The organism is Thalassobacillus devorans (assembly GCF_900176565.1).
In the GTDB taxonomy this organism is placed as follows: Bacteria; Bacillota; Bacilli; order Bacillales; family Halobacillaceae; genus Thalassobacillus; species Thalassobacillus devorans_A.
The window spans coordinates 496,295-520,565 of record NZ_FXEH01000006.1 but is presented as its reverse complement, the minus strand read 5'-3'; the positions used below and the strand labels follow the sequence as shown (position 1 = coordinate 520,565).

The 24,271-nt window shown below is 41.4% G+C and carries 23 protein-coding genes, 1 pseudogene and 4 riboswitches; of the genes and pseudogenes, 2 read left to right on the top strand and 22 right to left on the bottom strand.

Annotation, left to right across the window (positions count from 1 at the left end; translation table 11 throughout):
- Window positions 1–21: 21 nt before the first annotated feature.
- The 19 genes from B9Y67_RS13430 to B9Y67_RS13340 all read right to left on the bottom strand — a co-directional run bounded on the left by B9Y67_RS13430 (window position 22) and on the right by B9Y67_RS13340 (window position 20,342).
- Complete coding sequence (locus B9Y67_RS13430; RefSeq protein ID WP_085507233.1) at window positions 22–207, bottom strand: hypothetical protein; 186 nt, start codon at window positions 205–207, stop codon at window positions 22–24.
- Between the two features lie 251 nt (window positions 208–458).
- Window positions 459–1,250 (bottom strand): DUF2935 domain-containing protein, encoded by a 792-nt coding sequence (locus tag B9Y67_RS13425; RefSeq protein ID WP_085507230.1) that lies wholly within the window; start codon window positions 1,248–1,250, stop codon window positions 459–461.
- A gap of 194 nt (window positions 1,251–1,444) precedes the next feature.
- Window positions 1,445–2,377, bottom strand: a complete 933-nt coding sequence (locus tag B9Y67_RS13420; RefSeq protein WP_085507228.1) for a D-2-hydroxyacid dehydrogenase — start codon at window positions 2,375–2,377, stop codon at window positions 1,445–1,447.
- A gap of 326 nt (window positions 2,378–2,703) precedes the next feature.
- A complete protein-coding gene (purT, locus tag B9Y67_RS13415) occupies window positions 2,704–3,897 on the bottom strand; it encodes a formate-dependent phosphoribosylglycinamide formyltransferase (RefSeq protein WP_085507226.1) in 1,194 nt (397 codons plus the stop codon).
- Between the two features lie 131 nt (window positions 3,898–4,028).
- Window positions 4,029–4,832: an energy-coupling factor transporter transmembrane component T family protein gene (locus B9Y67_RS13410; protein WP_085507224.1), complete on the bottom strand. Its 804-nt coding sequence runs from the start codon at window positions 4,830–4,832 to the stop codon at window positions 4,029–4,031.
- 12 nt (window positions 4,833–4,844) lie between these two features.
- Window positions 4,845–6,314 carry an ABC transporter ATP-binding protein gene (locus B9Y67_RS13405; RefSeq protein ID WP_085507221.1) on the bottom strand — a complete coding sequence of 490 codons (1,470 nt, stop codon included), beginning with the start codon at window positions 6,312–6,314 and terminating at the stop codon, window positions 4,845–4,847.
- Between the two features lie 13 nt (window positions 6,315–6,327).
- The gene (locus B9Y67_RS13400) at window positions 6,328–6,906 is read right to left on the bottom strand and encodes an ECF transporter S component (protein WP_085507219.1); all 579 of its coding nucleotides are present in this window, start codon (window positions 6,904–6,906) and stop codon (window positions 6,328–6,330) included.
- 59 nt (window positions 6,907–6,965) lie between these two features.
- Window positions 6,966–7,652, bottom strand: a complete 687-nt coding sequence (gene tenA, locus B9Y67_RS13395) for a thiaminase II (RefSeq protein ID WP_176224003.1) — start codon at window positions 7,650–7,652, stop codon at window positions 6,966–6,968.
- Window positions 7,652–8,941 (bottom strand): acetylornithine deacetylase, encoded by a 1,290-nt coding sequence (locus B9Y67_RS13390; protein ID WP_085507214.1) that lies wholly within the window; start codon window positions 8,939–8,941, stop codon window positions 7,652–7,654. Before B9Y67_RS13390 ends, tenA begins: the two co-directional genes overlap by 1 nt.
- 139 nt (window positions 8,942–9,080) lie before the next feature.
- Window positions 9,081–9,185, bottom strand: a riboswitch (TPP riboswitch).
- Window positions 9,186–9,320: 135 nt separating this feature from the next.
- Window positions 9,321–9,432, bottom strand: a riboswitch (TPP riboswitch).
- Window positions 9,433–9,828: 396 nt separating this feature from the next.
- Window positions 9,829–12,129 carry a 5-methyltetrahydropteroyltriglutamate--homocysteine S-methyltransferase gene (gene metE, locus B9Y67_RS13385; protein ID WP_085507212.1) on the bottom strand — a complete coding sequence of 767 codons (2,301 nt, stop codon included), beginning with the start codon at window positions 12,127–12,129 and terminating at the stop codon, window positions 9,829–9,831.
- A 145-nt stretch (window positions 12,130–12,274) separates the two neighbouring features.
- A riboswitch (cobalamin riboswitch) is annotated at window positions 12,275–12,475 on the bottom strand.
- A gap of 60 nt (window positions 12,476–12,535) precedes the next feature.
- Window positions 12,536–12,647: riboswitch (SAM riboswitch) on the bottom strand.
- A 159-nt stretch (window positions 12,648–12,806) separates the two neighbouring features.
- Window positions 12,807–13,259: a GNAT family N-acetyltransferase gene (locus B9Y67_RS13380; RefSeq protein WP_085507210.1), complete on the bottom strand. Its 453-nt coding sequence runs from the start codon at window positions 13,257–13,259 to the stop codon at window positions 12,807–12,809.
- Between the two features lie 62 nt (window positions 13,260–13,321).
- A complete protein-coding gene (locus B9Y67_RS13375; RefSeq protein WP_085507207.1) occupies window positions 13,322–13,945 on the bottom strand; it encodes a histidine phosphatase family protein in 624 nt (207 codons plus the stop codon).
- A gap of 64 nt (window positions 13,946–14,009) precedes the next feature.
- Complete coding sequence (locus B9Y67_RS13370; RefSeq protein WP_085507205.1) at window positions 14,010–14,405, bottom strand: VOC family protein; 396 nt, start codon at window positions 14,403–14,405, stop codon at window positions 14,010–14,012.
- Between the two features lie 674 nt (window positions 14,406–15,079).
- Entirely contained in the window at window positions 15,080–15,628 is a 549-nt protein-coding gene (locus B9Y67_RS13365; RefSeq protein WP_085507203.1) for a DUF1572 domain-containing protein, read from the bottom strand.
- A gap of 52 nt (window positions 15,629–15,680) precedes the next feature.
- Window positions 15,681–16,151, bottom strand: a complete 471-nt coding sequence (locus tag B9Y67_RS13360) for a peptide-methionine (S)-S-oxide reductase (RefSeq protein WP_085507201.1) — start codon at window positions 16,149–16,151, stop codon at window positions 15,681–15,683.
- 247 nt (window positions 16,152–16,398) lie between these two features.
- Window positions 16,399–17,256 (bottom strand): DUF1214 domain-containing protein, encoded by an 858-nt coding sequence (locus B9Y67_RS13355; protein ID WP_085507199.1) that lies wholly within the window; start codon window positions 17,254–17,256, stop codon window positions 16,399–16,401.
- A 170-nt stretch (window positions 17,257–17,426) separates the two neighbouring features.
- Complete coding sequence (locus tag B9Y67_RS13350; protein ID WP_085507197.1) at window positions 17,427–18,071, bottom strand: HAD family hydrolase; 645 nt, start codon at window positions 18,069–18,071, stop codon at window positions 17,427–17,429.
- A 377-nt stretch (window positions 18,072–18,448) separates the two neighbouring features.
- Entirely contained in the window at window positions 18,449–19,702 is a 1,254-nt protein-coding gene (locus tag B9Y67_RS13345; protein WP_085507195.1) for an aminopeptidase, read from the bottom strand.
- Between the two features lie 187 nt (window positions 19,703–19,889).
- Window positions 19,890–20,342, bottom strand: a complete 453-nt coding sequence (locus B9Y67_RS13340; protein ID WP_085507192.1) for an NUDIX hydrolase — start codon at window positions 20,340–20,342, stop codon at window positions 19,890–19,892.
- 334 nt (window positions 20,343–20,676) lie between these two features.
- Between B9Y67_RS13340 and B9Y67_RS21155 the strand changes: the two genes are divergently transcribed.
- Window positions 20,677–20,769, top strand: a complete 93-nt coding sequence (locus B9Y67_RS21155; protein ID WP_369668763.1) for a putative holin-like toxin — start codon at window positions 20,677–20,679, stop codon at window positions 20,767–20,769.
- Window positions 20,770–20,996: 227 nt separating this feature from the next.
- Here B9Y67_RS21155 and B9Y67_RS13335 read toward each other — a convergent pair.
- Window positions 20,997–22,038 (bottom strand): annotated as a pseudogene (locus B9Y67_RS13335) (zinc-binding dehydrogenase).
- Between the two features lie 255 nt (window positions 22,039–22,293).
- Between B9Y67_RS13335 and B9Y67_RS13330 the strand changes: the two are divergent.
- Entirely contained in the window at window positions 22,294–22,953 is a 660-nt protein-coding gene (locus tag B9Y67_RS13330; RefSeq protein WP_085507190.1) for an HAD family hydrolase, read from the top strand.
- 108 nt (window positions 22,954–23,061) lie between these two features.
- On the opposite strand, the gene B9Y67_RS13325 is transcribed toward B9Y67_RS13330, so the two are convergent.
- Window positions 23,062–23,349, bottom strand: a complete 288-nt coding sequence (locus B9Y67_RS13325) for a hypothetical protein (RefSeq protein ID WP_139823805.1) — start codon at window positions 23,347–23,349, stop codon at window positions 23,062–23,064.
- A gap of 346 nt (window positions 23,350–23,695) precedes the next feature.
- Window positions 23,696–24,232: a hypothetical protein gene (locus tag B9Y67_RS13320; protein WP_176224002.1), complete on the bottom strand. Its 537-nt coding sequence runs from the start codon at window positions 24,230–24,232 to the stop codon at window positions 23,696–23,698.
- Window positions 24,233–24,271 lie beyond the last annotated feature (39 nt).

Sequence of the window (24,271 nt, the reverse complement as noted above, 5' to 3'; positions counted from 1 at the left end):
AAAACCCTTTATACCCATTCGCTACGTCGTCAATCCATATTCATTATCTGCCGTACGAATCCCTTTCGGAGCAATCGATTCGATCGAAGACGCTTTTACATCAACTAAACGGACTTCACACAAACGATACAGCATGTACAAACCAGAAAACCCGACACCGAGTACCACGGCATCCACCTGGTTTTGAGGGTCGTGTGAATATACCATTCTATTCCTCCTTTATATATTCCTCTATCAAAAAGAAGAGTTTTTGAGAAAAAATATATGAGAGAATCTACTTTAGAACATATGTATGGTAGAAATGATAGGAACTTTTCATCTCTTATAAAAAATCTACCACCAAACAAAAAGTTGCCTGCCCCCTAGCATGTTAATACATAATCGCAGTAGGGGGCAGGCAACTTATTTATATTTATTTTTTTAAGTAAAAAAATCACCTGATAAGGCGACAAAAGCAGCTATCTTCCTCCTGAGAGGTGAGAATCGAATAAGTCTATAATTTCTAAGAATCTCTCCGCTTCTCTAAATGTGTGATCGGCCAGTAGTGGATGTATATTACTCTTAATACGACAAGCCTCTATTAACTCTCTAGCTGTCTTCTTAAAATCCCTTAAAGACACAACCGATACCCTGTTTTGATCCAGAAACTGATCCATCAGCGGTACAGTTTCAGATTGGGGGCGCATCGAATCTAAATCAATGGCTTGAAAAACTAATTGGTCAAAATCATGACTGAATTCTCTTGCCTGGTCCACCAGTTTTCTTTCAGATGGATCTAAAAGGTGTCCGATAAACTTGGCATGATCGGCCATTATCCTGAGAAAGAATAAATTTTCCTGAATGATGGTATCAGGTTCGGGTGCCAACTTTCCCTCATTAAGATCCCTTAGACGATTGGCAAAGTAAGCAGCTTCTCTGCTGATATGGTCCACTAATAATGGGTAGTTATTTGTCGTTATTTCACAGCGCAACGTTAAACCTAAGACTTTTCTCTTATAACCCCAAATAGCAACAGCCGCTTGATAAACTTCATTGTTGAAGGATTTAACTTGTTGGATATCCGAGTTTACATTAAACCTCGCTAACTTCTCCTCTATCCGCTCAAAAAGGGTAATAAACTGTTGAGCTTCCGCTATCAATTGCGCTTGTTCATAAGTAAATCCTAAACTGAGAAATAAAGCATGTTCCTTCATGATTCTGGACCAAAATCGAATTTCATCCAAGGACCTCTCGACAATCGGATTACTCATGATGCCCCCTCCTCTTTAAACATCTCCTCCCCATACTTATGTAATAAAATTTGCAGCTATTCCTTTAACTTTTTAATCAAACCGCCGTCCTCAATGTTGTTATATTAAATGGTGCCTTTAAATGGTGCCTGACCCCCAGTATGCTAAAGCATTACAGCAGTGGGTCAGGCACCATCATTTGTGATGAAACGTTATTAATACCCTTTCAAAAAATCCACCCTATTAGGTAAATCTTCATTATTTTCAATTCTTTCCAATGTGTCCCAAAAGCAGGCGATCGCTTCGTTCAACTCGGTCACAGCCGATATATGAGGAGTGATGATGATATCGTCTCTTTCCCATAGCTGGGAACTCTCTGGCAGCGGTTCTGTTTCAAGCACATCTAACACTGCGTAACGAACCTTTCCGGAATTTAACGCTTCCAGGAGCGCTTGCTCGTCTACCGTATGACCTCTACCGACATTGATAAAGGCAGCGCCGTTCAACTTGCTGAAAAACGCACGAGCAAATAACTTACTCGTTTCATTTGTCAAAGGCAATGTGCTAATAATCCAATCTGCCTGGGCAGTCAGAGTGTTTGCAGAGCTGGTTTTCGTCACTTTTTGAAAGTACTCCTTTTGTTTGCCGCTGTGTGAGACGCCGAAAACGGTGGCTCCAAAGCTTGAAAATACCTTGGCAATCTCCTGTCCAATCTCCCCTGTACCAAATATAACAATCGTTTGGTCCTTCACCATTTGGGGAGTTTTGGGAGCCCACTTCTTCTCCCATTGTCTTATTCCAAAGTAATGATGAAACTGAAGATCCCTTAATACATAGCTTAAACAATACTCGCTTATTTTTTGTCCAAACGTGCTAACCGTACGGGTTAGAAGAACATCACGTTCCTTCCATCCATCAATTTCCAAATAGTTATTTACACCCGCATTAAAAGAATGAACCCATTTAATTCCGGCAAAATGGAAGCCAGGGCATGGCTTGAAACCGACATAGGCATCTGCCCATGACAAATCCTCTTCGGTAATTTCATCCATCTGTTTAAAACGAAAGCTCTGAGGTGTTTCAGCAGGTAACAGTTCTTGAAATTCCTTTTCATAGTTTCCTGCAACCAGTATAGTCTGTATGTTCATTAGAGTTCCCCCATACTTTTATTAGAAAATGCCTCAAGTCCATATTCAATACTAAAACATTACTAAATATTTTCAAATACTGCATTATCTCGAATTCAATTCTTCTATTAATCTGCCCTAATATGGATTAAAACTACTCGAAAAATAAATTAAAAACGGAGCCCGATCCCCAGCATGCTAATGCATTACCTCATAGGGGTTCAGGCTCCGTTATTCGCATTTACAGGTGCAGGAATCATCAGATTCTAATTAAAAAGCGTTTATAAACTTACCGTAAAACTATTCATGTAACCACATCAAAATTTGGCCCTACTTATTATACTTTCTCAATACGTTTTCGAATGAACGTTCACTACATCAAGCTTGGAAGCTGCCTCCTCCGCTTGTTTGCACGCAGCCGTTACACTTTCTCCTTTATTCAGTATCACAGCCATGCGACGGCCGACTTTTGTAGAAGGCTTTCCAAATAAACGCACTTGCGTGTCAGGTACAGCTAACGCTTCTTCAATTCCGGAGATTTGGTAGTCGTTGCTTTCCTCTGTTGCTTTGATTGCATGACTGGCTCCCGGGGAAACAAGGGCAATCTCCTCTATTGGAAACCCTAATATCGCCCGGACATGAAGCGCAAATTCCGATAGCTCCTGGCTAATTAAGGTAACCATCCCGGTATCATGCGGTCGTGGGGAGACTTCACTGAAATACACGCCATTTTCTGTAATAAACAGCTCTACACCAAAGACGCCGAAGCCGCCTATTTCATCGGTGACTTGCTTTGCCAGGTTTTCGGCTTCCTTAATATGTTCCTCACTCATGGCATGGGGCTGCCAGGATTGGATATAATCCCCATCCTGCTGCAGGTGGCCGATTGGCGGACAGAAAAACGTTCCATTAGCAGAGCGAACCGTTAACAGCGTGATTTCCGAATCAAAATGAATGAATTCCTCTACAATCACACGGGTACTTTTCCCCCGCCCGCTATTCATGGCTTCCTGCCAGGACTTCTCGATATCTGATTCTGTCCGGCACAGGCTTTGTCCCTTTCCGGAAGAACTCATAATCGGTTTGATTACACACGGGGTACCAATAGTATCAACCGCTTCTTTTAATTCTTCTAAAGAGTTGGCAAATTCGTATTTCGCTGTCGGAAGTCCCAGTTTTTCACTTGCCAGCCTCCGAATACCTTCGCGGTCCATCGTCAATTGAGTGGCGTAGGCAGTTGGGATGACATTGTAGCCCTCCTGTTCCAACTCTAGCAGTGTTGCAGTAGCAATCGCTTCTATCTCCGGAACAATATAATCCGGCTGTTCCTGCTCGATCACACTACGCAGCGCATCACCGTCAAGCATATCCACTAAATGAAAACGATGAGCTACCTGCATGGCAGGCGCACCTTTATATCGATCGACTGCAATGGTCTCTATTCCTAATCGCTGGGCCTCGATCACTACTTCTTTCCCCAACTCTCCTGACCCTAATAGCATCATTTTTTTCGCATGATTTTGGTTCGGTGCTCCATACATGTTGCAATCCCCCTGAACATTTTAATTTACAGCTATTCTATCGTGCCTCACGGAGAAACATCAAGCTTTTTCAGGTTAAAAAACGAACATTTAAACTAAAAAAGTAAAAATCGTTCATATATTCATCCCGTCTAACTGCCAAATCGAACATCAGTGATGGAAAAATAGGGAAAGTGGGTAGCGGTCACATAGGATAATGGAATGATTACAAGTAGGTAGCACAGAAAGATGACATCAAATTTAGAAAAACTTAATCGATAGAAATACGTTCGATTTCCATGATTAGTAAAACGCTTGGCTTCCATCGCCACCGCAATCCGATAGGCTCTTCGGATACTTTGAGATAGCAGGGGAATCGAATAGGCTTTAATTTTTTTATAAAACTCCTTTATCCCTCTTTCTCCTTGGACACCACGTACTTGCAATGCATAATGCAACGTTTGCATCTCTTCGATCATCAGCGGAATCAACCGTATGGCAGCCATAAAGCTATAGGCATATTTCGGTTTCAGTTTGAATTGCTGCATTAAGGAATAAAACAGATAAACAGGACGAGTTGTCAGTGCAAACACAATTCCTAAGATGGCAAAGCTAATCCCCCGGAAGCCTAAATGTAATCCCCGGAAGAAACTCTCTTCGGTAATATGGACCAACCCCCACTTGGCCCACGTGATCTCCCCTTTCCCGAAGAATATCATCGAAGTGGAAGATGTAAGAAAAATTAATAGAAAAGGAATGGAAATTACCAATAACCGCTTCCACGGATGTCCGGTAAAAAACAAGTAAAGAACGAGCATTCCTACCATATAGTTGATGAGTATATTAGTATTATGAATCATCAACAGATGAATGAATAAGAAAACCATAATGAGTAATTTCAAGCTCGGATTAATTTTGTGGAGCCATGTTTCCTTATAAGAAAAGTCCATTGCCATCGCTTCCCCCCCCTATGAAATGACTGCTGGCTGTAACATTTCTAAATAGTTCGGAGCAGGAGATTCCATGACGAGTTCCCCGTCTTCCATCCTCCACACTTTCGTTGCAAAGTTTTTCACTATATTCAGGTCATGTGTCACCATAATAATGGTCGTCCCTTGAGCCCTTAACTGGTCCAGTTGCTCTAAAATGGCAAATGTATTTTTTGCATCCTGGCCGAAGGTAGGTTCATCCAACAGGATAATCGGCTGTTCTTTTACAATTGAAGCAGCGACACTCAACCTCCGCTTTTGACCCATGGATAACTGGTAAGGGTGTGTGTGTCGATGATCTTCCAAATGATACAACTCCAGCATCTCGTTGACGCGCCGGGCAATTTTCTCCTGGTCCCATTTCGCTAAATGAAGGCTGAATGCAATTTCCTCATAGACAGAATTCGTGACGAATTGAAATTCCGGGTTTTGGAAGACAAAGCTGACATACTCAGCCAAATGTTTGATCCGCTTGTAATCTTGTTCAAGAATGGTGTAAGTGCCCGTGGTCTTTAAAAGGTTCATCATGGCGAGCAGCAGGGTACTTTTTCCTGCCCCGTTTTCGCCAAGTATCGTCACCCATTCCCCGGGATGAGCATATGCCTCCTCGACTTGGAGGGCTTTGACTTTACCTCTAAAAGCAGAAAAATCGGATAGATGAACCGCTGGTTTTGTATCCTCTGTATTGCCTGGTGTTGTAATATGCCTGCTTTTGTCCTGCATGTAGTCCTCCCAAACGCCTGGGTACCAAATCCCCTGTTCGATGAGTACATGTTTATGGTGATCAAACACCTGCTGTTTAGGTCCGTCGGTAATGATCGTCCCATTTTCATCGAGAAGAATGACACGATCGACAAAATCGACCACCTGGTCAATTTTATGTTCGACTATCACTACGGTCTTATCTTCTCCCACATTTTTGATTGTGTCCCAAACAAGCTTAGTACCCTCCGGATCCAGCATGGCTGTCGGCTCATCTAAACATAATACCTCAGGTTCCAGGGCAAGCACCGAGGCAATGGCCAGCCGCTGTTTCATCCCCCCGGATAACGTCTGGATTTTCGTATGGGTATCATCGAAATTCAGTCCAACCTGCTGGAGATAATGATTAATATAGTAATCCATTCTTTCCCGGGGAATCTGAAGGTTTTCTAATACAAACGCAATTTCCTCATCTACATAGGGCATACAAAATTGAGCGTCCGGATCCTGGAATAAAAATCCCCAGGACTCTGGAATGGTTAGCGCATCTGCTTTCATTGGCACTTCCACCGCATGAGGTATCAGTCCTGTTAATACTTGTAAAAGGGTTGATTTACCAGACCCGGATGGCCCCAGTATCAACACCTTCTCTCCCCTGTCAATAGAAAGAGAGAAGTCTTCGAATAACAACGAGTCCACTCCGGGGAACTTCAACCGCATGTTTGTCATACTGGCAATCGTTGTCATACTATCCCTCCTGCTAGCCTAAAGCCTGATAATCTTCTTTCGTAGCTGGACGTACAAGGTTGGTAACACCTGTCTTTTCTAAGGCCTGGACAAGAAGATGAGCGAAAATACCGGAAATAAGAATCGCTCCCGCTATTCTGGTTCCAAACAAAATAAGTAAGTTCCAGAGTGCCAAATCTCCGATGTAACCGTAATAAAAGTCAATGCCGATGGAAGCAAACGCAGCTGCGACACCTGCTAATGAGGCAACCAGCATATCATAGCGCTTATAACGGAACGCCGCGAAAATCAATTCAGCAGCAAGTCCCTGGCCAATTCCGAATATAAGGGTGGCGACTCCCCATTCCCCGCCAAAAATAAACTCACCCTGGGCAGCAGCGACCTCTGCTAATAAAGCTACGCCAGGTTTTCGTATGATCAAATAAGCCACTACCGCCGCTATGAACCACATGCCATAAATCAGCTGCTCCAGATGTATCCCTAGTGTGGCAACTACTCCATATAGCGGGCCCCACAATTTATATATCACCCCAAATATCAGTGCGATGATGATGGTTACTAAAATATCTGTCAACTTTAATCCTTTTTCCATGTTTCCTCCATCTCCTTTGCTAGGTTAATTTTTAAATAGGTTCTTTTCTGTCAATCGTTTCAGCTGTTCAATAGATCCGAATTCTCCAGCCACATTTTCTTGTGGTAAGACATGTCCCAGAATAAATATTCCAGTTTACTCGTATGAAGGAAGATTTCTTCTAACTGAGCTTTTTCTCGTTCCGGCTTACCATCCGCAAGTTCATTCATCAGTTTTTTCATAGCTTCCGCAAGCTCTGTAAATTCGTCCGAAGCGTACATCTTTATCCAATCCCCATAGAATTCATGGTCACTGGCCCCTTCATTTTCATTCAATGCCAGCCCGATAACATTGTAGCTCCACGTACAGGCAAGCACGCATGCCACTACCTCAGCCTCCGATCCTTGATGAGCCTTATTCAGCATGTAGCTCGTATAGGCTAGAAGTGTAGAAGATGGTTTGGTATTTTCTAATGCTTCCTTACTGATTCCCAGTCTTTCTGCATAGTTTCGATGCAGATCCATTTCTTCGTTCAGTGTCGAATGCAGTAAATCAGCAAACATGGTCATAGTATCTAAGCGAGTTGCCTTCACGCTTCCCAACGCAAATACCCGGCAATAATCGATTAAATATAAGTAATCCTGCTCCATAAAAAACTTGAACTTTTCAATATCTAAACTTCCATCTCCGATGCCCTTAACAAATGGGTGTTCAAGGTAGGCATCCCAAATCGGTTTAGCATGATTATAAAGACGATCGGTAAACATCACATCTCATCCTTTCGCTCAGATTGTTGAAACCACTCATTTAAGAAAGCAACAATGGTTTTGGTGAATCGTTGAAGCTGGTTTCGATCAAGCGACTCATTAACGGCATGTGCCTGATCGAGTGTGCCTGGGCCATACAGAACAGTAGGGATGCCGGCCTCCGCTAACCATCCCCCATCTGTAACAGTAGGAGACATGGAATAATCAACCGGAGTTTGGAAAATACGTTGATGTGCGTTTGCCAACAACTCAACCCCTACATGGCTGGTGTCCACTGAGAATGCAGGGAAAATTTCTCCTTGCTCTTCTATCATCGACGTGCCGCCCCATGAAAATTGAGGTGGGTGATCTCTTAACCAGGGATCTGCTTTAGCTGCATGATTTATGTGCGCTTCTATCTCTCTGATCACATCTTCATAGTGTTCTTCCGGATAGTAATGTACAGTGATCCATAACGAGCATCGGTCAGCAATGAAAGCAGCATGTCGGCCGCCTTCAATGACAGCCGGGTTGATTGTATTGGACCCCGAAGGAAATCCAGGACTCGATTTCGTAACTGCCCAATGCCTCTCCAATTCTTGCAACGCAGTAATTATTTTCATCATTTTTTCTATCGCACTCGCCCCATGGATACCACCGCCAGCATGGATCATCGACCGCCTTTGGGCATCATGCAGTGTTTCACTGCTTTCGATTGTTATCCAGCCAGTGATCACACCACCCTGTCCCTGGATTTGACAGTCACTTGTATCGACTACTAGCGCTAAATCAGCATGATATCCCCTTTCACAGCAAGACTTAGTCCCTGCTTCTCCAACCTCCTCGCCAACAACGGATTGGACATAGAGGTTCCCTTTAGGTTCTACACCAGCTTCATGGAGCACCTGTAATGCAAAAAGAACCCCAGCCATGCCTCCTTTCATATCGGCTACCCCGCGCCCGAATACTTTGTCCTTCGTTACCGTACATTCGAATGGATTATAGGCCCATTGCTCATTTTCCTCGATGGCAGCTACATCGAGATGGCCGTTGATGATCAGACTTTTCGCCTGGCCTTCGTCTTGTCCCCGTTTAGTCCCCACCACCACGGGGTCCCCGGGATACAAATCCCACGACTCGATCGTAAAGTCCAATTCTTTCAGTCTATTAGCCACATACTCCTGAGCCTCCTTCGCATTCCGGGCAGGCGGGCTCAACGTTGGATAGGCTACTAAATCGGACAATAGTGCCAGCAGTTCATCTTCTCTTTCTTCCACTTCATTCCATAAACGGACTAACTGGTCATCCATGAACCATCCGCTCCTTTCCATTAGACAAACTTGGCTTATCGACAAAGTTCTTATGTCGAAAGCCTTTAAAAGTAAAATAAAATAGCCCGCCCCTTCATGCGAAGGAGCGAGCTATTATTTTTGAATATATTAAAGAAAGATTTCACCCGCTTCACTTCCCTCCGCTAGTATGATCTAGATCAGGTTATAAGGGTCAAAGCTTCAAGCTTCTCTCAGCCAATTCATGGCTCCCCTAGTGAAGTATTCTTATTCAATTGTTATCTGTTGAATGGAAGTTAGAATCTGCCACTCAAAGAGTCAGTCTTATAGCAGCACTCTCTTAACATAAAAAATGCCACTTTCCAGAAAAGAAAAGTGGCATGACCTATCATAGATGAAATATTTCATGAATACACTTTCCTCCGCTGGATTTTTAGCCAGTTCAGGTTCAAAGAGTTCCAAAGTTATACTTTGATCTCAGCCTTAAAAGAAAGGCTCCCCTAGTGAATGCACCTATTAAATTTTGGAATGATTTAATTTATACCATACATTATTTTTATTTATTCGTCTATACCGTTATCTGACTTTTTCAATTAATTATTGGACAGCAATTGGCTATTTTCCTCTCAGCCTGTCCTAATCAACCTTGTTTCTGGACAACTTTTCCCTTTACGAGCGCAAACCTGCCCTTATTAGTATCCTTTGAAGACACAGTGGTTCTTTTCTTACATCAACCTGTCCTTTAAGCATAAAAAGGTGCCTGATTCCCAAGCATGCTAGATGATTAGCGCAGTGGGGGCAGGCGCCGTTATTATGAAGGTGATCAGCCTTATTCCCCGCCGGATGAAAGCATTAGGGAAATGGATGGCCAGTACTTAATCAGATTCAGCACGGGGATTCCCGGTTATCTAAGATATAGTTGAATTTTGTGGCACTTTCTCTCGTATCCTTCGAGCCGCCTCCACCATATTGGTCAGAGCTGCAGTGGTTTCCTCTACCCTTCTTGTTTTCAACCCGCAGTCTGGGTTAACCCAGAATTGACGGGGTTCGAGAACCTTCAGTGCGCGAAGAATATTCCTTTCCATCTCTTCCACGGCTGGTACCCGTGGGCTGTGAATATCATAGACGCCAAGCCCTATCCCTTTTTCGTAGGAGTTTTTCTCAAAATCAGAAATAATTTCACCGTGGCTTCGGGCAGCTTCAATCGAAATGACATCCGCATCCAATTGATCGATCGTCTCCATGATCTCTCCAAATTCAGAGTAACACATATGGGTGTGGATCTGTGTTTCATCTTTCACGGAAGAAGTGGCGAGTTTGAAGGCGTAGACAGCGTCACGTAAATACTGTTCCTGCTTTTCCGGTTTAAGCGGCAAGCCTTCACGCAATGCAGGTTCATCTACCTGGACCATCTGAATCCCTTCATCCTCCAGGTACTTGATTTCCTTTTGCAACGCGAGGGCGATTTGCTTCGTAACATCAAAGTTGCTGATGCCTTCATGAACAAATGACCAGTTCAGAATCGTAATTGGCCCTGTTAGCATTCCTTTTACCGGCTTTTCCGTCAGTGATTGGGCATAGGCGATTTCCTTCACGGTCATCGGCTCTGTCAAAGCCACGTCACCGAAAATAATCGGTGGCTTTACACAGCGCGAGCCATAGGACTGCACCCAAGCGAATCGTGTAAACGCGAACCCTTCCAGCTTCTCACCGAAAAATTCAACCATGTCATTGCGCTCGAATTCCCCATGGATCAGGACATCCAGACCGATTTCCTCTTGTCTGCTAATCCACTCCGCTATATTTTCTTCAATAAATGCCTGGTATTCCGAATCCGACCATTTTCCTCTCCGCCTATTTTGACGTCCCTGTTTGATATCAGCTGTTTGCGGCAGGCTGCCGATTGTCGTCGTAGGTAATAACGGCAGCTTGAGAAATTGTTGCTGAACCTGCTGACGGGAGGCATATGCCATAGACCGTTCAGGTGTTACTCCCTCCCAACTTTCCACTTCTTTTCGGACATCATGGCGGTTTCTGGCAGCAGAATTCCATAATGCTTCGCGATTTTGCTTCTGTGCGATGATTTTATCCTTTATCGTAGATTCTCCCTGATTGATTCCTTTTGTCAAAATGGCAGCTTCCTCTAGTTTCTGGTCAGCAAAGGCCAGCGCATTTTTCAACAAAGGATCCAATTCATCTTCCGTATCCACCGTCACTGGCACGTGCAGCAAGCTGCAGGACTGCTGGATGATCAGACGGTCTTTGTCAACTACTTCTAACAGGCGCTCCAGCTGGGTCAATTTTTCACCTAAATCTTCCCGCCAAATATTCCGGCCGTCAATAACCCCGGCTGCCAGCGTTTTATCTTCAGGGAAACCGTACTGCTTCACCGCAGCCAAATTAACCCCATCATCATGTACGAAATCCAGTCCGACACCTGCAACCGGCAGGGAGACGACTGCCTCGTAATGGTCAACGGCTTCGAAATAGGTTTGCAGTAGAACTTTCACACCTGGAACTTCCTGTTGGAGTTTTCCATATACTCGGTTGAAACGTGCAAGGTCAATATCCTTAATTGCTCCAGTCAACATAGGCTCTTCGATCTGCACCCATTCCGCACCAGCACCTTCTAACTCCTGAAGTACTTGTATATAAAGCGGCACCAGTTTTTCTAAAAGCTGGTCAATATCTTTTTTCTCAAACCCCTTCGCCAAATGTAGAAAAGTGACCGGACCAAGCAGGACTGGTTTCCCGGTAATTCCGAGTTCGTCTTTCGCTTCATTGAAATAAAAGAGCGCCCGGTTTTCCGTCAATTCTGGTACTGCATCCGCTTCGATTTCAGGTACGATATAGTGATAATTGGTATTGAACCACTTTGTCATCTCTGACGCCACCGCTTCATCATTGCCTCGGGCGATATCGAAATACGTGCTCAAAAGGTCGTCTCCATCCCGGAATCGCTCAGGGATAAATCCGAACATAACCGCTGTATCGAGCACCTGGTCATAAAAACTGAAATCACCGACTGGAATCAAATCTACTCCCAGCTCTTTCTGTTTCTTCAGTGCATGGAGACGGTATTTTTTCATTTCGGACAAAAATTCCTCTTTATCCATCTTAACTTTCCAAAAACTTTCGAGAGCCCTCTTCCATTCTCTTTTTTCACCGATTCTTGGATAACCGATTGTCGAACTTATTACGTTTGTCATCTCCATTCCTCCCGATACTTTTTCATTCCATTAAAAAAATCCCTCTTATACAAGAGAGATAGTTAAGTAAGCATGTTCCATTTTCAGTCAACAAAGACAGACTGATCCCGTTATGCGCCTAACACCTCCCTATTCCTCGTAGGTTTAAGTGTACGATCGACAGGCAGGTCTCCTGACTCATGATCTTCACACCTCTGCGCCTTCCCACCTTTTTACAAAGATAGTGACATGATGCAGGGTGCTCCCATTTACAGTGGCGGGACCGTGCCGGATTTTCACCGGACTTCCCTTTTAAGCTGAATAAGCATTTATAAGTTTACACAGCACCTGAAGATACACAATATTCAATTAGCTTGATCCACTACATGAAAAAACCTCTCGATCAGAGAGGTTCAGACACGTACCTCTCTCATTTCCCAAAGCGGTTGCTTTGCTGGAAGTAGCACCGTACCCGCATCAATAGGCAGGATGGTTGCCGGGCTTCATCGGGCCAGTCCCTCCACCACTCTTAATAAGAGATTTTTCCTATGGATTACAAGCATACTAGCATGACCAGGAAGGGGTGTCAACGTTCGGCATGAAAACTTATTTAAAAAATGGTGCCTGAACCCAGCATGCGATAATTAAGAAAATAACTTAAACTCCCTATCTATAAAAAACTTTTACAGCTTTATAGCTCAAATCTTGTCTAAATTTAATTCATAGTGTAAGAATTGTGTATCTAGTTGGTATCCATGTTTTTCATATAATCTTTGAGCATTAAAGTTATCGGGTGCGGTGCTCAAACTAATACTATTAGCTCCAGTGTCCATTGCGTAGCCCTTTGCCTTATCCAAAAGCACAGCACCTATCCCTCGATTTCTAGCTGCTCTATCTACATACAGATCATTTAAGATCCAAGCTTTACTAACAGAAACAGATGAAAATGTAGGATATAATTGAACAAATCCTATTAACATGTCTTCACTCTTGGCTACAAAAATTACAGAGTCATTGTTTTGCAACCGTTCTTTTATGTATCTTTTTGCTACTTCTAAGTCTGACTCCTGTTGATAAAATTCACGATATGCTTGAAACAACCTTGCTACTCCTTCTAAATCTTCCATACTAGCACGATAAATCATTTCCATCCCCCCCATAAATTTAAACATTATTATTACAAACTTTCGAAAAATACTCAATTACTTTACCATTATGCTTCTAGTGTATTTTTCTTATGGGAGACATCGCCTTCTACAATCACGTGATACGCTTCCCCATCCATTTCTACGATACTCAAACTTGTATCCTGGATATACGGCGGTCCCCAAAGCTTTTCTACCGGAAGTCCTTTCACTACTGCCAATAAACTTTTAATAAACACCGAGTGTGTGACAACCAGGATATTTCCAGATGAATGGGTGCGCTTCAATTGCTCCAGAAACTCTTCTACTCTTTCCCGTAATTCAAAGAAGCTTTCGCCATTGAAAGATTCATAGAGATGGGGCTTGTTAAAAAAATAATGGTAGGCATCGCCGTAATTCTCTTCAATAAATTCTTTCGTCTGACCTTCCCAGTCCCCGACATGGATCTCTTTCAGCTTATCCTCATAGGTAACTGGAAGCTCGCGGCCTCCAAGAATCAGTTCTGTCGTCTTTCTTGTTCGCTTACTGGGGCTGGAATAGACGGCATCGAATGCGGTAGACTTGAGATTTTCCCCTAATATCCTTGCATTTTCCACTCCATTATCCGTCAGTTCAGAGTTCGCCCAGCCTTGCATTCGTTTTTGTACGTTCCATTCTGTTTCCCCGTGTCTTGTTATGTAGAGTCTAAGCAAAGTATCCCTCCTGTGTTAGTTATCACTCATAAAAAGAACCCTGTGGTATAAGGGTTCTTAGGTTCTATTTGGCGTTTTCATCAGGCTGGTGAACGCCGAAAATATTTCCTTCGGTATCGATATAATATCCCTGCCATGCCATTCCAGGCAGTGCAGATTTTGGCATGGCCACCTTGCCTCCCTGCTCGAGAATTTTAGCTTCAATAGAGTCGTAATCTTCCACGCCCATCGTACACGCATAACCATTGACAGCCTGGTTCACTTCCGGAGGAGCACTTTGCCGTTGCATCAAAGCCCCGTTAATTCCCGGCTCTTTTTCATCGCCAGTTACAGCCCCGAAATAAGGCATCCCGGCAAACTCACTCCAGTCTTCAAACCTCCATCCAAAGACCTCACCATAAAACCCCTTCGCCCGCTCCATGTCATCAACATGAATTTCGAAATGAATGATTCTCCCCATTTGTTTCCTCCTTCAAAAATTTCATTCTTGTATGTATCCCCTCGGAATTTATATTCGACCAGCTGCTTGCATACTCCTTCTTTTTTCCATCTTATCTCAAACAAAAATGGCACCATCATTATAAAACATTTATTGGACAGCAATTGGCTATTTTCCAACTCTACCTGTCCTAATTAACCTTGTTTCTGTACAACTTTTTCTTTTGACAGAGTAAACCTGTCCTTATTGGCATCCTTTTCGGACAACTTTTCCCTTCTCGAGCGTAAACCTGTCCTTATCGGCATCCTCTTCGGACAACTTTTCCCTATTCGACCGCAAACCTGTCCTAATTAGTATCCTCTTCGGACAACTTTTCCCTTCTCGAGCGCAAACCTGTCCTTATTGCCCACCTTTGAGGACACAGTTATCCTTTTCTTACAACAACCTGTCCTCTAAGCATAAAACGGTGCCTGATCCCCAGCATGCCAGACCATTAGCACAGGTGGAATCAAGCACCGCTATTTAAATCTCTATCCATTTCTGGACACTTTTCTCCGTACCAACCAGACCAATAAAAATATCCCTAAAACGATCGGTCCCTAAGTCAAAATCATCCCAAAGATCACCATAATAATACTTGAAAGTTCCACACCATCATCCTTTATTGCTATTTAGTTATGTAATTAAGCAAAGCTCTACTCTTCTGAGGCTCCCTTATGCTTCTCTTGCATTTCTCTCAGGTATTCCTCCGACTTCCCTTTTGGAATACTAAGGCTTTCCCACTCTTCGCCTTTTAGTTGCTTTCCTACGTACACAATTTGCCCGATATGATACGCATAATGAGCCATCTGCCGCTCGATCGCCTCCAGGACGAGGTGGCTTTCTCCCCTGATAGTTATATTGCGTAATAAATCCTGTTCATTCAAAGATTTCAAAGCCGTAAATAAAGTATCCCACCCGGCGTCCCAGAGCTTAAGCAGCTCACTTTTAGAAGTGATATCATTTTCAAATTCCTCATCGCGCTTTCGACTTGGTTTCTCCCCATCTGTCGTCAGAAAATCCGTCCACCTGGATACCATATTGCCGCTCATATGTTTAACAATAACAGCAATGCTGTTTGAATCGTCATTGTAGTTCCAATGGATATCTTCTTCCGATAGTTGATGGATAGTTTTTACCCCTAGATCCCTCAAGCTGTCAAACCGCTCTATTACGACACGTAGATACTCATTGCCTACCTCCATGGTACGCCCCCTCATCTCAGACCGCTTGGGCTCATCAACCGACACTTCTCGCTTACTTATATTTACTTAATATTTCTTCTGGAATATGACAATAATCATCCGGACACCTGGCTAACCGATCCTGATGTTCTTCTGCACTTCTTACATAGTTTGTCAGCGGTAATACTTCAACTACTATACGGTCATAATCATCTCTGTCACGAATAAACGCCTTCGCCTCTTTTAAATGGTCAGGATTTTCACTATATACACCTGTTCGGTATTTCTCGCCAACATCGTCCCCTTGTTTATTCACACTGTAGGGATCAATGATTTCGAAAAAATAGCCCATTAATTCCCTGATTGTTACAACCGACGGATCAAATCCTGTTTTAACACATTCGGCGTAGCCATCATATTCCCCTTCAAGGGTATGACTGGTCCCATTAGCTCTTCCGGCTTCCGTAAACTTGACGCCAGGTAACGTTTTTATAAAAGCCTGAACTCCCCACAAACATCCACCTGCAAAATAAACGATTTCCATATGGACTCTCCTCTTTATACATCAAAAATAAATATCTTTTTTTCCCTTTTTAGCTGTCAGTGGTTTTGATAAATAGTGTTAGTAGCATCAGTTTTACTCGTTAAACACTTTCATATCAATGGTAACATATTGAATTAGGCATTTAGGCCATGTTTGAAATGGGGGAATATTTTTTGCATATAAAAAGACCTTCCACATACAACCGATGCATAAATCATTGTATATGGAAGGCCCCTTATAAAATTGGTCATCGAACACGTTTTACCCCTGGTACTTCGTAAGTGCCATTTAATATTCTAGCAAATGGCTGATACATCCTTAATACTAAATTAAAATCTCCTTCTGGTGCAGGCAGCCAATTTGATACATTATTTATTGGCCGGTCTTTTTGAATATAGATATCAAGTGAGCCATCCTCATTGTACTCAAGCCCCTCGGTGCGGTCTCCAATAGCGTAACGGTTTATTTCATTAGGCACCAGGTAGAAATCCGAACCATACATGGTCACGGACCAGAAAGCTTCTACTGGGGGCAGCTGGTCTTTATTAAAATGAAGAATGTAGTTATTTTTCCCGTTTAGCTCATTCCCCTGATCATCAGTAAAAGCTCTGATCAAGGTAGACTCTTCATCCACGTTTACACCAAATCCGCTAAAAGCAACAAATGCCCTCCAAAGAAACCTGTCCCCATAAGTACCCAACCCGGTAACTACCAACCATCCATTAACATTCTTAGGGTTTGATTCTTCTAAACCATTTGTAATAATTTGAAATGCATCTTTGGCAGCACGATCCAGCCCCGCAATTGTTTCTGGATCTAATTTATTCGCATCAAAGCCATAGGTTAAATCAATACCGATAGGCTCAAATTGCTTTTCAAGAGCCTCATTATTCATCGTGGGGTTTAGAATCATTAAATCTGTCATCGTTTTAAAGAAATCGAGGGCAGGAAGATCTTCCACCTTATTCTCTAGAAGCAATGTGTTTGCAGGTTTTATCACGGCTGGAGCCTTTTTTCCATCCAGTGTCGTCAGTGCAAATTGCTTTTGTATAGCTTGAGCATGAGCTAAATCATCTTCACCTTCTACTAAAACACGAATATTCATCCATACCGTGTTCGAAGTTTAATATTGATATCTATAAAAAAACAGAACTTCCATAAAATTGGAAGTTCTGTATGATTTTTTTCGAACTAAAATTGCGGTGCCTGTCCCCCACATGCTAAAACGTTAGCGTAATGGAGGGAGAGGCACCTCAATCTCTAAGTTTTTCCCTTTCACTTATATACATTCTTTAGTACTTGTATAAATTCATTTATGTTGCTTAACCTCTGATCTGGTTCAACACCAAACTCTAATGTCTGATAATTTGGTAACCACTGTACGCCGATCGTATGTACGTTCGCTTGTTTTCCAGCCAAAATGTCAGCGTCACTATCTCCTAAAAAAATAGCATCGGTATTAGTTATATTAAGCTGTGCCATTGCTTTGTTCAATCCTTCGGGATGAGGCTTTGGTTTAGAAACATCATCACCAGTGATGATCACATCAAATAAGTCCTTCATATTAAGGCAATCTAAAGAGATAAGCAAACTTCTGCTAGCTTTTCCTGTTACAATCCCCAATTTATAACCTTCTTTTTTTAAAAACAGGAGTAAATCGTTAATCTCCTCATTCTCAAGAACTAGTTCTTGGTGTTTTTCCTTATACTTCTCATAATATAATTCAATTGCTTTGTCGTAATTTGAATCCAAAAGGTTTTCTCTGATGATTCCAGTCTCAGATGGACCGAACATAGCCTTTATCTCATCTGATGTAACCTCTTTGTTGTCAAAGTCCTTAAATACAGATTGAAATGCATAAAAACAAACTGGCAAAGTGTCAGCAAGTGTACCATCAAAATCAAAAATAATCGCTTTAATAACAACACACCCTTTATCAAAATAATATTTTCAGTAGTTTTTGCTGCAATCGAATGTTAAAACACGGTCCTGGTTTTGGTTATATGCCCGTTCCATAAACTTAAATACATAACTTCTGCCCAAAATATTCCGAGGGATTTCATTCCCTTTCTAAATTAACATCTGTAATTAATACCCTTTCTCTACTGAAGTATAATTTTCCTTCTTAAACTAAACTGCCCGCTTCTTAATAAAAAGGCGACTATTCTTATTGAATAATCGCACCCTTTTGTTTAAGTACATTCTTTAACATACATAACCATAATCATCATTTGTTACAGGAATGCTATATATAATCTACCAGAAATCGGTTTTCTCTGTTCTTAAGTTGGAGAAATTTAGAATTGGAAATCCCCATCCTTCATCAGCAGGACTTCGCTTCCACCTTCTTTAATCCCCACTACTTTCATATCTTCGCTACCAAAGGTCACATTGACTGACAAAAGCGAAGTATTCAGACCCGCTGCCTTCAACTCTTCCTCAGATTGGTCCATGCCATTTTGAATATTAGAAGGAGATGCATTTCCAATTCCAATATGACAGGATGTATTTTCATCAAACAATGTATTGTAAAAAAGCGTATCTGCCTGAGCAAGAGGAGATTTATTAGAGACCAAGGCAATTTCACCTAGATAATGTGAACCTTCGTCTGTTTCGATAAGATTTTGTAACACTTCCTGTCCCTTTACAGCATAATAGTCGGTAATCCGTCCATCTTTAAAAATCAGATAAAATTCATCGATGACACTTCCCCCATAGATAAGAGGTTTAGTACCTACCAATTTGCCATTCACCTTATTTTTATGGGGAGCAGTAAATATTTCTTCCGTAGGGATGTTCGGAAAGAAAGGTATTCCATTTTCATCTGTGACACCCCCACCGATATAGAGGTGATTTTCAGGTAGACCAACGAATAAATCAGTTCCACGGCTATTTGTAAAGTGCATGGATTCAAATTGGCTCTCGTTTAGGGTCTTTTTTCGAGACTCGAAGGCTCTATTGTGACTCTCCCAATCTTTTATAGGATTTTTTCCATCTGCCCGAGAACCTTTTAAAATTAATCTCCATAACGATTGTAAAGCTTCTTCTTCACTTAGGTTGGGAAATACTTTCGTTGCCCATTCAACGCTCGGGACAGCTAGAAGACACCAGCGCACCTCGTGGGATCTAATTTTCGCATGATATTCCCTCAATTTGGTACGAGAAGCTTTTTGGAAACGATTTATCCTTTCTGAAGAAACCTCCTTAAAGACCTCTAAGTTTTCAGAAATGATATGTATGTAAGCAGCACCTTTATCGTCCCACTCCTTAAAACGGGCAGCCTGCCAATCAGGAAAGTGATCGATGGCGCTATCTGCTGCATGTAAGTAAAATTCTTTGGTAGATTGTTCATCTGTCCAATCTATAAATACATTTGAAGCTCCTGCCTTGTAGGCTACCGTTTGGATTAGACGTGCAAACGTAGCATTTTGTATATCACTATGAATAATCAACAATTGATTTTTTTGCAGATTTACACCAGCTCGTACAGCTAGTTCTGCATACTTTCTTAACTGTTCTTCACTTATAAATTCATATATTCCTTTAATCATTCCATATCCCCCCCAGTGATGTTCTTGTATAGATTTACTAAGGAACCCTGATCTACTTAAACTAACCCGCTCCGTTAGTTTAAAAGCACGTTTATATTGAACAATCGCCCCCTATAGCGGAGAAATTTCGAAGTAGATCTTATACTAACTCCACCGCTTGTTGAATAATGATCATTGAACGGAGACGCTAAGTAGTTAATTGTTTTATGTACGGATTTATATAACTTCTATATTCTTCAGTTAGTCCTTTTGGTAATTCATTGAGCTTAAAATACTGAACAGCTAATGATTCTGTATTATCAATTTTGATATATCCTTCTACTTCCTTTGTAACATAAACAGCAGTTACTGAATAAAGTTCATCTCCATTTGATACTTTAAAATAATAATCTTGCCCTGAAAAAACACCTAACAGCGTCAATTCTCCTATATCAAGTCCAGTTTCTTCTTTCACTTCTCTTCGTGCAGTATCTTCTAAACTTTCACCTAGTTCCATAAGTCCACCAGGCAACCCCCAACCACCATCAGTCCTATGTTGTAATAATAGTTCATTATACTCGTTTAATATTAAAACCACAGAACCCGTTAGTATTAAGGGTCTATGACCGACTAATTTTCTTAAACTTTTAACATAATCCATTTTCTATCTTTCCTCCATTTTAGCAATTTCTTCTTTAATAAACCTGCCATTTAATAAAAAAGGCGAATTCCCTTGCGGATCATTTCATTCATTCGAAAGCTCATTTTACGGATACCACTGTGCTAATAAACCTACCGCCAAAGTCTATTAAGATAAATGCCATAACAAACAAAAAATGAAGCCTGTCCCCCATCATGCTAAAGTATTAGCGCGGTGGATCCAGGCATTATTTATACTTAATTCACACCTCTTCAGGAAAGTTTAACCATTATAATATCACTATGTAATAGAATAGGTGACTCAAGGATGGTCGGCATCATCCCTAAGAAAGGGGGTGAGGCCGATGACAGTATTCGAAGCGTTGATGTTTGCAGTAGCATTCGCAACACTTGTGATTGGTATACTGTCGTTTAACCAAAAAAAATAATCCACCCTTGAGCTGAGGACTCAGGTGGATTATTCCGTCTGTAGAGCCGATCCCCCTTGCAGGGAACCATTCTATTACCGACCGTAGATGTTGGCGCATCTGCGGTCTTTTTTAATATATATTACTTCTGTAGTTATTATACCATAAAATAAAGGATATAAAACCTGTCACTTTGTCTGAAAATATCCTTTACCAGCACATTTCGCCGGGTGCAATAATGAATGGAGTTATTCCTCAGGCAGTAATAAGATTTTCCCTAATTTACCCTTATTCTTAAAATATACTTGCGCTTCTCTGGCCTCTTCCAATGGAAAACTTTTGTCGATGACTGGCTTTATTTTTCCTTCAGCTATCGCCTGAAGCATATCCTTAAACTCAGCCCTAGTCCCCAGTACCGATCCATACATGGTAATATGTTTGAGGTACAAGGTTCTAAAATCAAGATTTGTCTTTTGGCCGCCAGCAGACCCGGAGATACAGAACTTGCCACCTTTTTTCAACACTTGAAGAGATGTAGGAAACAAAGCATCCCCTACCACGTCCAGCACGGAGTCGATCGGTCCTCCATTGGCCTCTAAAGTCTCTTCCGCAAGATTATCGGATCGATAGGATAATACATGTGTTGCCCCTAATTCCTTCATCGTCTCCTCAGCATGCAAGTCACCGACAATCGCAATAACTTTAGCACCAAACACTTGAGAGGCAATCTGTACATTTAAGGATCCGACGCCACCATTTGCCCCCGTTACCATAACCGTTTCTCCAGGTTGAACCTGCAGTTGTTGTACCATATGCCAAGCGGTTAACCCGCTTACAGAAAAAAACGGCACTCTCTGAATAGTCAGCAAGAGGCATATCAAAACAAAGGTCAGCGGGCCATACCACATATTCTGCATAACCCCCATCGTATTCCGATCCGATAAAGGACATATCCTCCGAGATATGTTCGCTACCTTCTTCGCCACTAGAAGTAAAAGGAAACAAAACTACACTTTTTCCTACCATGGCTTCGTCTACTTGAGCCCCAACTTTAACGATCTCACCAGTAATATCGGATCCAGGTATACGTGGGAATTGCACCCCTTCTGGCCGCCAGCCAGACTTAGAACCCGTACCATAGGCACCTTCTCGCATCCAGATTTCCGTATTATTAATGGCACATGCCTTTACTTTCACCAGGACTTCCTTTTCTTTTGGTTCAGGTATCGGAATGTCGACTATTTTTAACTTATCTACGTCCCCATATCCTGTTACTTGCACTGCTTTCATAAAAATATCACCTTTTCTAGAATCATATTTATTATCCATAGGATTTCACTCGATTAAAAAAGAGCGTAACACACCATTTATTATTATTCTTCTCTTCCGGATAATCAATTCTTCTGTTTCACAAAAAAACATTGCCTGCCCCCCAGCATGTTAAGCAGTAGTGGGGTCAGGCACGTCATTTTAGTTAATTTTTCTACATTTATTGTTAAACTGAGTAAGGGAATAAGTTAAGTATTTTAAAAGGGAGAGAAAAAAATGGCACAATCATTAATCTTTGATATGGATGGAACACTATTTCAAACAGATAAGATACTGGAATTATCACTGGATGACGCTTTCAGCCGTTTACAATCATTGAACAAATGGGATGAAGAAACGCCGATTGATAAATACCGTAAAATTATGGGAGTTCCTTTACCAAAAGTGTGGGAGGCTTTGTTACCAAACCATTCCTTAGAAGAAAGAGAACAAACAGATGCGTATTTTCTAGAAAGACTAATGGAAAATATACGAAGTGGGAAGGGTGCTTTATATCCTAACGTAAAAGAAGTCTTTAGTTATTTAAAAGAGAATGAATGTTCCATATACATAGCAAGCAATGGTTTAACGGAATATTTAAAAGCGATTGTCAGTTACTATCATTTGGATGAATGGGTTACGGAAACATTTAGTATTCAACAAATCAAATCATTAAATAAATCGGATTTAGTCCAAAATATTATAAAAAAATACAACATCACTAATGGAGCAGTAGTTGGAGACAGACTTTCAGATATAAATGCAGCCAAAGATAATGGTTTAGTTTCAATTGGATGCAACTTTGACTTTGCCCGAGAAGATGAACTTTCTCAAGCTGATATCGTAATTGACGATTTGACAGAGCTGCAAACCATATTACTTAAATTACACAAATAGCTGATGCCGACCCCCAGCACGCTAAAGTATTAGCGCACTGGGGAAGGCACCAGTATATACAATTATTTCAGCTATATTTGTAGTTGTAGCGCTATTTCGACATGAAACTTATGTAGCTAGATAAAAACCCAATCGTATTCCGAATGGAATAGAAGCCCAGGTGATAAGTATGGATATAAATAAATACATTCCAGGGGATTTGCTTTTGTAAACAAGTAATCCAAGTAAGAATCCTAAAGCCCATATAGGTAAAATCACGAAGAACTCTGGTGCCACCCAAGTCTCGTCCGTATAGTTTTCTGCGATCGTGCCTCCAGCAAAAAAGGTAGAAATAAGGAATGCTAGTATTCCACTCACAATCGTGTTAATTAGATAGGTTGCCTTTATTTTCTTCATAATCCTCGTCCTTTCTACTCCTTAAACTCGCCTAACTTTGTTGTATAAAGCACCCAATAACAAAATGGTACCTCTATAAATGATGGCACTACTATAATTGTACCTTTCGCCAAAAAAAGGAAATTTCCTCCATTAAATAATATAGACACACCATCAGAATGGGTGTGCCTGAACAATAATGGTTATATATATAGTTATGCTATTTCTCATAAAAAAAGCCCTAAAAACAGTGCCTGAACCCCGCCATGCTAAAGCATTAGCGTATTGGGCGTCAGGCCACTTTCAATTGACTCCAACACTTGCTACCGTCTGTTAAAGTCAAACCTATTTACAATATAAAAATTGTTCATTTATATAGTACTGAGGATATATACGGGACAATGAAGTCATGTTTCATTCCTTGCGTATGCCTTGCACAATCACTTAGTTGTGGAGCACCATCGACAACTTTATTTGTTTTCGTATCTAGATAAAAATGCCTGTCTGCTTTAATATTAAAAATTCTTGACTTATAAAAGTTCAGTTTCTTATTATCCCCACCCCAAACATACCATAGGAATGGAAAATCCTTCGCTTCCGTGCCACAAATTGATTGACTGGAATGATGTACTTCTATCTTTTTTATTGCTTGGTTCAGGTCTTTATCACAAATATAAAATAAATTTAGCATTTGCACGTATGAACTTTCTGGAATGGGCTTATTTATACGTTGGTGAGATTTAATTAATATTGATTTTATATTTCTTAAGAGTTGATCCCTATCCAATTTTATTTCCTGAATGGATGAGGAATTTTTATCGCAAGGTTTAGCAGAGCCAGGATTTTTGCCTACAACAGCCCCAATACATTTATCTTTATTCGAAGGTCTTGCTATGGAGTTCAAATATATTCTAGTGTCGAATCTATATAAGTTGCTATTTCT